Raw genomic sequence first — 10,271 nt, 5'->3', positions numbered from 1 at the left:
AAATAGGAAATATCCTGAAGGATGATTTTGAGCAACTCTGGATTCACAACAAGGTGTTGCAGGATCTAAGAAACAAGGATTTATTGAATGGATGTAGTACCTGTAGTTATCGTTATTATTGTGGGGGATGCAGAGCAAGGGCGTATGGTTACTTCAATGATTATCTTGCTCCTGATCCAGGATGTATTTTTAATAGAGGTGAGTGATGAAAAAATGGATGAAAAAATTATGGAATTAGTGGGTATAGCTGCTTCTGTTGCAGGTCATTGTAGACCATGCTTTCTTTATCATTTCAAACAAGCAAAAAAACTGGGCATATCACAAGATGATATACGTGAAGTAGTTGAATTTGCTAGGAGTATTAGTGTAGCTGGTGATAAAGGAGTGTATGAATTTGTATCCAAGGCAATGGAAGTAAAATAGGAGGTTAATATATGAAAATAGAGATTTTAGGTACAGGCTGCTCAAAATGTAGACTAACGGAAAAGAGAGTAAAAGAAGTAGTTGAAGAATTGGGTAGAAAAGATATAGAAATTATAAAAGTTGAGGATATAGCGGAGATAATGAAACATGGGGTTATGATGACGCCTGCCCTTGCAATAGATGGGGTGGTTAAGATATCTGGAAGGATTGCAAGGAAAGAAGAAATAAAAGAAATGATTGGAGGTTGATAAAAATGGAAGAAAAAGAAATGAAATTTGAAGCTGGAAAAAATACCCATGAGAACGTGATATTTGCTTGCTTTGGTGGGTTGTCAAACACTGGGATTACAGCAGCATTAGCAAGTATGGAAGCGGTAAAGGAACTGGGACTTGAAAAAGTAGCTATTGGATGTCTTGGTGGACTACCGACAAACGTTGGCCCAGTTTTTGGGAAAAGCAAGGCTGCTAAGAAAATAGTTACTGTTGATGGATGCCCATTTGAATGCAGTAAGAAAATTGTTGAAAAGACAGGTTTCAAGGTGGCTAAAAGCATTGTGCTAGTACGGGATATTGGGATGATAAAAAAAGCTTTGCATGAAGATATTGCTCCTAAAACAGTGAAACCATTGATGGATTATATCTATGATGAAGAAATACGAAGGGCGAAAGAGTTGATTGTAAAGGCTATTAAAGATAAATAGGATGGTTATTTTTATGGATGTTTTGAAAGAATTGCAGCCTGAAGCCTATAAAGTGCTTATTGATCAGAATACTATGGTAATGAAAGATGGTGCATTATCAACGAAAATAAAAGAATTGATGGCCGTGTCATTATCTGTTGCTGTCCGTTGTGAGCCGTGTTTAAAAGTTCATATACAGCGGGCAATAAAAGCTGGTGCGACAAATCCTGAGATTGCAGAAGCACTTGCCGTGGCTACGTTAATGTGTGGTGGTCCGGCCTATGTGTGGTCAAAAAAGACCATCGATGAAGAAATAAAAATATAAAATAATATGAATATTAGTATGAGTGATACGTTGATGAAGAAGTAGGTGAAATGCGTATGAGGATAGAGATATTAGGAACCGGTTGTCCAAAATGCAAGGCAACTGAGAAAATTGTAAAGCAGGTTGTTGAAGAACTTGGTAACAATGCAGAAGTTGTAAAAGTGGAAGATTTGCAGGAGATTGTGAATCGTGGTGTGATGATGACACCAGCAGTGGTTATAGACGGTGAGGTAAAAATCGTTGGGCATGTTCCCAGTGCAGATGAGGTTAAAAAACTTTTACAAAAGTAGGTGATTGTGAGATGAAGAAAGAAAAATGTCTCTGTGAAGCTGACGAGGTTTTAATATTCCTCTGCTCTGGTGGGTCAAATGTTGGACAACTAGCAAACGAAGTAGCAAAACGGCTAACGATTTAGGGTGTTGGTAAGATGTACTGTCTTGCAGTTATCTGGGGCCATATAAGCGGTTTTGCAGAGGCAACAAGAGAGGCAAAAAAGGTTGTTGCTATCGATGGCTGCCCAGTGCACTGTGCAAAAAAAACATTGGAGCATGCAGAGTGCCCGGTTACTGTTCATGTTGTTGTTACTGATCTTGGTATTCGGAACACCTCAGATTTTCAACTTGATGACAAAAATATAGCTAAGGTTGAACAAGCGGTTAAGGAGAAATTAAAAGGATGAAACAGTTTACAATTGAGTGGAGACATCTTGACGAAAATGGAGACACCTGCCTTCGATGCTCTGTGGCAGGGAAAACACTTCATCAAGTCATCGCGGAGTTAAAAAAAGAATTAAAAACGAAAAATGTAAAAATAATATTCAAAGAAACGAAACTTTCGAAGAACCAGATTACTCAGTCAAATATGATTCTGATTAATGATATATCTCTTGAACAGATTCTTTCTGGTGTGAATGTTTCTCAGAATTACTGCTCGTCATGTTCCTGTTTGACGGGGATTGATGCATATTGCCGAACAGTGGAATATAATGGGAAGTCGTATGATGAAATTCCGGAAATAATCATTCGGAGGGCTGTTTTAAAAGTAGCAGGATTAGATACAGGTGGCAAAAAAACTATGAATCGAAATAGATTATGTGGTATCATACTATCACTTTTTTTTGTTGCAAGCTTCACGTTATTAAGCGGCTGTACGACCAACTCGGAAAATGTCTCATCTGGTCCAGCATGGTTAAAGAATTATACACCTGTTCATTCTGTTAGCACAGGTTCAGATGATTTCTGGACCGTGTATCCTGAGATAAACCCAGAGAGTGGTAGTGTTGTTTCTCATCTTGACTGGGTGCTGGATAGCCTTGATACAGGTTGTGTACTATTTGTTGTCCATGCAACAGGATGTGTTGGTTGTCAAGCACAAGCAGATCGTGTGATACGATTTGGTGACAAATATGAGGGGCAACTTGTGTTTTGGGATTTGGATTTTGCTCTTGGTGGTGATATTGAACAGAAATCGTATAAAGCATATGTGTATGACCCTGATGGATATCCAGGGTATATAGCACTCACTGGTATTATCACTCTGGTCAAAGAGAAAGGCGAGGTAACGTATGGTTGGCATAGCTGGGAGGGAAATGTTGGTGATTCAGATATGGAAACGTGGATACAAGACGCGATATACTACTATCAAAGAAACAGTTAGGTGAAAAATTATGAAAGAACAAGATGAAACATGGGTGATATGCCCAATATGCAAGACAAAACTAAAAAAAGAAAATATTTCAGCTCATTTGAGGCATGTCCACGATAAAAAAATTGAAGATGTTGACGAGTCTTTGATCAAGGTCATACCAAAAAAAGGACAACAGAAACCAAGGGTGTCAAAAGCAGTAATCGCAGGTGTTTTCGTCGTATTGGTGGTTGTTGTTGTCGCATTGTTTTTCCTTTTTTCAGGTTTCTCTGACAACTCAGATACTAACGGGAGTCATTCTAGCGGGTCGTCATGGTTAGAGTCGTATACCCCAGTTCATTCTCTTGGTACGGGTAATGATGGTTTCTGGATAGATCATCCTATTGATGGTTCTATTACTCATCCTCAATGGGTGATTGATTCGCTTCAAAAGGGGTGTGTTGTTTTTGTTGTTCATAGAATGTACTGTACCTGGTGTGCACCCCAAGCAGACAGGGTTATTGCGTTAGCAGAGAAATACGAACATGATAATTTGGTTTTTTACGATTTAGATATCGATCAAGGAGGTGCTACTGAGATGAAAGGATATGATTCACTTATCTATGATCCTGATGGCGCTCCGCATTATATTGCATTGACCGGTATTATTACATTGATTGAAAAAGATGGTTCAAAGCAAGTTGCATGGCATGCATGGGAGGGGGATATGGAGGAATCTGAGATTGAGGATTGGATGAAAGACGCAATGTACTACCATCATATAAACAGTGGAGGATGATAGTATGAAATATAAGTTTCAAAGTCTTTTTTTATTAACCCTGATATTAATTGCAATAACATTACTTGCCCTGATATCGCAAGCCGAAAATACTGAAATCATCCCTGCACCTAATTTTACTGCTGTAGATGAAAAAGGTCAAGAGTTTTCTTTAAGCGATTATAATGGAAATGTTGTTATTCTGCATTTCACACAGGTGGAAGAGCCCGTGTGTATTGAATGTCTTAAGGAGATGAAAGGTCAGATAGTTGAACTTGAAAAACTTTCTACCACGAATCAGAATGTTACTGTTATCACTATTAACATCAGGAAGAATCCTTACTCAGTAACTGGTAAAGAGATGGCAGAACGAGATTTTGATGTTAATGTGAGTTGGCATTGGGTTGAAGATTTTTCCCCATTTCCTATAGCCAATCTGTATCAAAAATACTGGACAGTTGATGGTGCGTTTTCCAACCCTGGTCTTGTTCTTATCGATATGAACCAAAGTATTGTTGGAGTATATCATATATATTGCATGGGTAAAGGTCCTATTGACGGTATTCAGAGTGCTGAGTCTCTTTCCAGTAATGTACAGGACATACTTGAAGGAAGATGGAAGGGATTTAAAGGTCAGATCTATGATGAAAGCATCACGTTTATCGGTATTTTCGCCCTTGGTATTCTCACTGCGGTAACCCCGTGCTCTCTTGCTTTATTGGTTGCAATGATTTCCTATGTAGGTTCGTTGCAAAAAGGTTCTGAAGGAAGCTCAAAGAAAATTTCCGTTCAAGGAATCTGGATTGGCATTGTTTTTACGTTTGGGATGTCGCTAGTGTTTTTTATGTTTGGATTGGTTATCTCCTCAGTAGGCATCTTCATTGAAGCATCTGCTTTGTTTTATCTCATAGCAGGGATTATCCTTGTTGTCTTGGGGTTGAATATTTTCAAACCACTACGAGAACTTATTAAGACGAAATCCAAACAAGGATCAGGTTCCCATATAATGGAGAAAGGACAAAATATGTTTTTCAAACTCAGTAAAAAATCAATTTATGCCGGCGCCTTTTTCTTAGGTATCCTTTTTTCCATTGGATGGGCACCATGTGCAATGGGGTTGATGATGCCGGTATTCATTCTCATACTCACCCAAGAGATCAACCTGCTGATGGGTGGTTTGTTGTTGTTTATTTTTGGGCTCGGTCATGGGGTACCAATTATTCCTCTATGCGCGGTTACCAACACCGTGCGAGGAAAACTTGGTAACAAGTATGTTACCGCTGGGAAATGGATGCAGAAAATATTTGGAATCATTATAATTGCTATCGGAATACTTATGGCAATTAGATTTTGGGGTATAAATTTCTGGTGATTTGATGATAAAGAATGAGGTGCTGTGAGATGAGGTATTTTACCACTAATTGTCCTATCCTCATGATTCTTGGTGTTTTCTTATTTCCAATGGGTGTTATTGCTAACCCATCAATTATCACTATCGGCATTGAGCCAGTCGAACCTACACCACTCTCAGCCATCATCTTTACGGTAACAATTGATAATACAACTAATATTCAGGATGTAAGACTAATTCTTCAGGAATGCCAAGGAGATATGTGTTTTGTTGATAAGTGGAATGAATCAATGAATTTTACAAACGATGTTTATCATGCATCGATTAAGTTACTACATGAACAGGCAACGCAGTTTAAATATAATATTGCCATCAAAGCAAATGAGACATGGTTCACTTCTGAAACAGCATTTGTCAATCTGAGCATCGATGAACAGAACAATCCTCCTGAGGATAATCCTGGTAATAACTCAACCCCTGGTTTTGAACTTGTATTACTTTTCTTTTCAACAGGTTTAATATTGATAAGGCGACGTAAGTTGAAAGAAAAAAATAAATGATACCCGAGATGAAAAAAGATGGTTGAAGCTAAAAAGATGTATGTTGAAAAGAAATTCCGAACGTATACGAGAAGAATACAAGAGTTTACAAATAAAGATTTTGAACGAGCTGTTCCAGTAATAAAGGAAAAGAATATTAAGTCGAAAGAAAAAGATTCCTTCGAAATGGCTGAGTTCATTTTGAAAGGACTACCTTTGGAACGCAATAAACCAACTTTTCCCGTATATGTAGATTGGCATCATTATTTGCTACCAGGAATTATAGTAGTAGCTTTGAGAAATTGGGGTTATGAAATAACTGTAAGAGATACTGAAGAAGGAATGAAAAAGGGATCAATGCTAGCATATCGTTCGTATGACTTTACTGGAATTTCAAGAGGTGCAGCTTAGTGTCGTTATTGTTGCTGAATACACGAAGAAACGCTCACCATATGCCAGCAATATCGTGGTGTAATAAAACTATTAGGTATGTAAGGAAGTGAGGTAGATGAACGCAATAATGGTTTATGCAAGGTTTGTGAGGGAGAAGTATGCCTACATAATCATCTCTGCTCTGGTTATTGGAGTGATAGTGGGGCTTTTCACCCCCCGTCCCGGAGTCTTTATTCGCCAGTTTAATACTCCCCTCATTATACTTATGATAGGAGCCATGGGCTTTACCATCACTTTTAAGAGCCTGGGCGCGGCAGCGAGAGATTGGAAAGGTTTCTCCTTTGGGCTGGTGCTGAACTTCCTCTTTGCTCCCTTTCTATGCTGGCTTTTAGCCCGTCTTTTCCTATCCGCTCATACGGACCTGACCACCGGTCTTATTCTCATCGGCGTGGTTCCCTGCGCTGGCATGGCTCTGGTGTGGGCCGGCCTCCTTAAAGGGGACGTTCCCTTAGCCACGGTAATCAATGCTGCCACCATGATCCTGGCGCCTTTCCTTATCCCCCTCCTCATGGTCCTGTTCGCAGCCACATCCGTTACCATCGACACCTGGGGGCTGTTCCAGCAACTGATCATTACCGTGCTCATACCGGTGCTAAGCGGCGCTGCCTTACGACAGCTTCTGGAAAGGAGGGTTAACGTTCAGAAGTGTCTGCCTGTAATGCCGGCCATCTCGGCTACCACTGCTATGCTACTGATGTTCATGGCAATTAACACTAACATCTCACCAATCATGAAAAATATAGGTTTGGTAGCGCCCCTGATGATATCAACAATACTGATTTTCCCTATTTTATTCATCGGTGCCTACTTGGTGAGCCTCAAGCTTTTCTCTAAGGGCAAGAACATAGCTATTACGTATTCCTCGGGTATGAAGAACCTGCCCATCGCCATCGGCATAGCCGCTGTGAGCTTTAAGGGTTTAGAGATGCTGCCGGTAGCAGTGGGGTTTGCCTTCCAGATGCTGACCGCGGTTATCTTCTACCAACTATTCCGTCGAGGTATGACCGAAAAGAAGGAGGAGGTGATATGAAAATGAAAATAGCCTTTGCAAGTGAGGAAAATAAAGGATTAGAAAGCATGGTAGCACAACATTTTGGCAGATGCCCATATTATATCTTTGTGGATGTTGAGGGCAATCTCGTGAAGACCATAGAAACAAAAGAGAATCCTTATTTTAATAGCCATGAACCCGGAGTAGTCCCCCAATTTATAGCAAAAGAAAATGCTAACGTGATCATTGCTGGTGGTATGGGGCCACGGGCTATTGAATGGTTTGAAAAACTTGGTGTGCAACCCATCACAGGAATAAGCGGAAAAGTGAAAGATGCTTTGGATAAATATTTAGGGGGCAAATTGTCTGGTGCAGGACCATGCGATGAACATTCATAGGCGTCTAAGCACCACAATGAGGAAAAATAATGAATAAGTATATATTAGAAGTAAAAAATATTTACTATCACGCAGGAAAAAAAGAAATTTTAAAAGGAGTGAATCTTAAAATTGGAAAAAATGAAATGCGTGCTATCATTGGTGTTAATGGAACAGGCAAAACAACGCTTGCTGCCATTATTATGGGGCTTGAAGGTTATAAGCCGACTGAAGGTAGGGTGTTTTTTAACAGTATCGATATAACAAATCTTTCGATAACTGAAAGGGCGAAATTAGGTATCACTCTTGCATGGCAAACACCTGCGAATCTTGAGGGAATAACTGTAAGGGAATATCTAAGTATTAAAAAAGAAGGAATAAGCCCGGAAAAATGCCTAAGTCTTGTTGGACTCAGCCCTGCCCTTTATCTCGATAGAACAATAGATGAGAAATTAAGCGGTGGAGAAAGAAAGAGGGTAGAGTTCGCCTCTGTGTTCTCCATTAAACCAAGACTTGTGATTCTGGATGAACCCGATTCTGGTATAGATATGACATCGATGGATGCTATAAAAAAAGCGATACAAACGTTCAAAGAGATGGGAACTGCGGTGATACTGATAACACATAGTGAAGGACTGGCTGGTTTTGCTGATAAGGTCTCACTCCTTTGTGATGGAAAAATTGCGAAGGAGGGTGATGTAAAGGAGGTTACAGAATTTTTCAAAGAGAATTGTGAAAGATGTGATCATGTTGGGCAGCTAGATAAGGAGAGGCTAAAATGAGTTATTCAGAAGAATTTCGGTTACTTGTTGATGCGTATAAAAAGACAGACAGGGATGGAAAAGTTCTCCTGAATAATAAATTTGGTAATCTTGTGATAAGCAAAGATAAGGTTGTAGGGAAGAATGAAATAAAGGGTTTCCATATAAAACATAAATCTATAAAAGATGGGGTACGTGTAGGAATATTTATTGATGAGGATGCAAGAATTGAGTTTCCAATCCACCTCTGCTTTGGTATGCTACCAAAAGAGGGGAGGCAGGTAATAAAATCTGAGTTTTTCATTGGAAAGGGTGCAAAAGTAAAATTTCTTGCTCATTGTTTATTCCCAAATGCAGTGCATATTGAACATATTATGGATGCAAAAGTATACATCGGTGAAAATGCCGAGATGTCCTATCTTGAGGAGCATTATCACGGTGATACGGGTGGGGCATGGGTTTATCCAAGACTCAAAGGCAAAATAGATAAAGATGGAAAGTTGTGTGAAGAATTCAAAATCACAAATGGACGAGTCGGAGTTCTGAATATTGACTATGAAATAGAACAGGAGGAGCGAAGTTCCTGTGAGCTTTTAACAAGGGTTTATGGCAAGGGTGATGATAAAATAGAAGTCAGGGAATCGCTTCAGTTAAACGGGGTATATGCTGCGGGGATTGCAAAAAGTAAGATAATGTTGATTGACAATGCTTCTGGTACTGTACTTGGTGAGATAGCTGGTAATGCGGCATACACAAGGGGGCATATAGATTGTCAGGAGATAGTACACGGTGAAGGTGCAAAAGCGAGTTCGATGCCGAAAATAAGTGTGAATAACTCGCTTGCAAAGGTGACTCATGAAGCATCAATTGGAAGAATCGATAAGAAAAAACTGGAGACGCTCATGGCAAGAGGGCTAACAGAAGAGGAATCTGTGAGTTTTATTGTAAATGGTTTATTGAAGTAGTAAGGAAGATTTAGAGAAGGCTGTAAATGAGATGATAAAAATTTGTAAGGAGGAATAAAATGGACAAGTGCAGCATCTGCGGCAAGAACGACAAAAATGTAAGCCTGCTTTACGCTTCACATCGAGAATTAGGAAACATTTGGCTCTGTAGTGACTGCTGGGCGAAGGAATACCACAAAATATTACCCTCCGGTGGATCCAGGGGTTGCTGTGGATAACGATAACTAAGGACGGCTGCTTGATGAACTGTAGAAAAAGGATTCCATGAAATGGTGATCCCATGAATATAGATGTTGGAAATTAGTGTATATATCAAAGGAGGTATGATGAATGAAAACTACTACCACCATCGGGATATTAAAGGCTGCGATTGGCAATCCTGCTACTAGAAAAATACTCAAAGGTATGAGTAGGTATTGTGAAAAAGATAAAAAGAATCGAATAGAAGTAGCAGTGGAGCTTTATACTGGTAAACGTGAAAAAGCCTGTTTTTCTTGTCGAACAGCTGAGAAGATTATCGCTAGTGTGTTAAAGAAAGGAGGAGATGCTTTCGGTCTCACTGAAGATAAGTTAAAAGAAAAATTCAAAGACCCGTATTGGGGAAAAGGATTAGCATCCACTGTACATGGTGTTGCCCTCTTTGGCGTTAAAAAACCGTTCACCTCTGGTGCGCCCTACCAGATTGTATGGGATGTTACCTACGCATGCAACCTTCACTGTAAACATTGTTATGCCACAGCAGGCAAACCATTGAAAGATGAACTGTCAAATGAACAGGCTAAGCATGCAATTGATATTTTTGATCGGGCGGGTGTAACCATACTTGCGTTTTCAGGCGGTGAGCCTTTAGTTAGGCCTGATATTTTAGAACTTACAGGATATGCTGCAGATAAAGGAATCTATGTTGCAATAGCAACAAACGGTACGCTTATCACTAAGGTTAAAGCAAAAGAAATGAAAGAAGAGCAGGGATGAATAGGATAGCGCCTACAGTTCCGATAAGTAA

General features: G+C 39.6%; 18 protein-coding genes. All 18 read left to right on the top strand.

What is annotated here, in order from left to right; all coding sequences use genetic code 11:
• Positions 1 to 206, top strand: a 206-nt coding sequence (locus tag ACUVXA_RS10695; RefSeq protein WP_445871249.1) for an SPASM domain-containing protein, incomplete at its 5' end; no start/stop codon positions are given.
• Positions 199 to 423 (top strand): carboxymuconolactone decarboxylase family protein, encoded by a 225-nt coding sequence (locus tag ACUVXA_RS10690; RefSeq protein ID WP_445871248.1) that lies wholly within the window; start codon positions 199 to 201, stop codon positions 421 to 423. The genes ACUVXA_RS10695 and ACUVXA_RS10690, both read left to right, overlap by 8 nt.
• A gap of 11 nt (positions 424 to 434) precedes the next feature.
• A complete protein-coding gene (locus tag ACUVXA_RS10685) occupies positions 435 to 671 on the top strand; it encodes a thioredoxin family protein (protein WP_445871247.1) in 237 nt (78 codons plus the stop codon).
• A gap of 5 nt (positions 672 to 676) precedes the next feature.
• Positions 677 to 1,123: a putative zinc-binding protein gene (locus ACUVXA_RS10680; protein WP_445871246.1), complete on the top strand. Its 447-nt coding sequence runs from the start codon at positions 677 to 679 to the stop codon at positions 1,121 to 1,123.
• Positions 1,124 to 1,136: 13 nt separating this feature from the next.
• Entirely contained in the window at positions 1,137 to 1,427 is a 291-nt protein-coding gene (locus ACUVXA_RS10675; protein WP_445871245.1) for a carboxymuconolactone decarboxylase family protein, read from the top strand.
• 50 nt (positions 1,428 to 1,477) lie between these two features.
• Positions 1,478 to 1,717, top strand: a complete 240-nt coding sequence (locus tag ACUVXA_RS10670) for a thioredoxin family protein (protein ID WP_445871244.1) — start codon at positions 1,478 to 1,480, stop codon at positions 1,715 to 1,717.
• A gap of 137 nt (positions 1,718 to 1,854) precedes the next feature.
• Positions 1,855 to 2,106 (top strand): putative zinc-binding protein, encoded by a 252-nt coding sequence (locus ACUVXA_RS10665; RefSeq protein ID WP_445871243.1) that lies wholly within the window; start codon positions 1,855 to 1,857, stop codon positions 2,104 to 2,106.
• Complete coding sequence (locus tag ACUVXA_RS10660) at positions 2,103 to 3,083, top strand: DUF2703 domain-containing protein (protein ID WP_445871242.1); 981 nt, start codon at positions 2,103 to 2,105, stop codon at positions 3,081 to 3,083. Before ACUVXA_RS10665 ends, ACUVXA_RS10660 begins: the two co-directional genes overlap by 4 nt.
• A gap of 10 nt (positions 3,084 to 3,093) precedes the next feature.
• Positions 3,094 to 3,849 (top strand): hypothetical protein, encoded by a 756-nt coding sequence (locus ACUVXA_RS10655; protein ID WP_445871241.1) that lies wholly within the window; start codon positions 3,094 to 3,096, stop codon positions 3,847 to 3,849.
• 4 nt (positions 3,850 to 3,853) lie between these two features.
• Positions 3,854 to 5,200: a cytochrome c biogenesis protein CcdA gene (locus ACUVXA_RS10650; protein ID WP_445871240.1), complete on the top strand. Its 1,347-nt coding sequence runs from the start codon at positions 3,854 to 3,856 to the stop codon at positions 5,198 to 5,200.
• Positions 5,201 to 5,229: 29 nt separating this feature from the next.
• A complete protein-coding gene (locus ACUVXA_RS10645; protein WP_445871239.1) occupies positions 5,230 to 5,739 on the top strand; it encodes a hypothetical protein in 510 nt (169 codons plus the stop codon).
• A gap of 18 nt (positions 5,740 to 5,757) precedes the next feature.
• Positions 5,758 to 6,129, top strand: coding sequence for a hypothetical protein (locus ACUVXA_RS10640; protein ID WP_445871238.1), 372 nt, complete (start codon positions 5,758 to 5,760; stop codon positions 6,127 to 6,129).
• Positions 6,130 to 6,226: 97 nt separating this feature from the next.
• A complete protein-coding gene (locus ACUVXA_RS10635; RefSeq protein WP_445871237.1) occupies positions 6,227 to 7,201 on the top strand; it encodes an arsenic resistance protein in 975 nt (324 codons plus the stop codon).
• Positions 7,198 to 7,560, top strand: a complete 363-nt coding sequence (locus ACUVXA_RS10630) for a NifB/NifX family molybdenum-iron cluster-binding protein (protein ID WP_445871236.1) — start codon at positions 7,198 to 7,200, stop codon at positions 7,558 to 7,560. The genes ACUVXA_RS10635 and ACUVXA_RS10630 overlap by 4 nt, the downstream gene beginning before the upstream one ends.
• Positions 7,561 to 7,589: 29 nt before the next feature.
• Positions 7,590 to 8,321, top strand: a complete 732-nt coding sequence (locus ACUVXA_RS10625; protein WP_445871235.1) for an ATP-binding cassette domain-containing protein — start codon at positions 7,590 to 7,592, stop codon at positions 8,319 to 8,321.
• Positions 8,318 to 9,265: a SufB/SufD family protein gene (locus ACUVXA_RS10620; RefSeq protein WP_445871234.1), complete on the top strand. Its 948-nt coding sequence runs from the start codon at positions 8,318 to 8,320 to the stop codon at positions 9,263 to 9,265. Before ACUVXA_RS10625 ends, ACUVXA_RS10620 begins: the two co-directional genes overlap by 4 nt.
• A gap of 59 nt (positions 9,266 to 9,324) precedes the next feature.
• A complete protein-coding gene (locus ACUVXA_RS10615) occupies positions 9,325 to 9,483 on the top strand; it encodes a hypothetical protein (RefSeq protein ID WP_445871233.1) in 159 nt (52 codons plus the stop codon).
• Positions 9,484 to 9,595: 112 nt separating this feature from the next.
• A complete protein-coding gene (locus ACUVXA_RS10610) occupies positions 9,596 to 10,240 on the top strand; it encodes a radical SAM protein (protein WP_445871232.1) in 645 nt (214 codons plus the stop codon).
• Positions 10,241 to 10,271: the final 31 nt, after the last annotated feature.

It is taken from the genome of Candidatus Jordarchaeum sp., from assembly GCF_052745115.1.
This window is presented reverse-complemented; position numbering and strand designations above follow the sequence as displayed.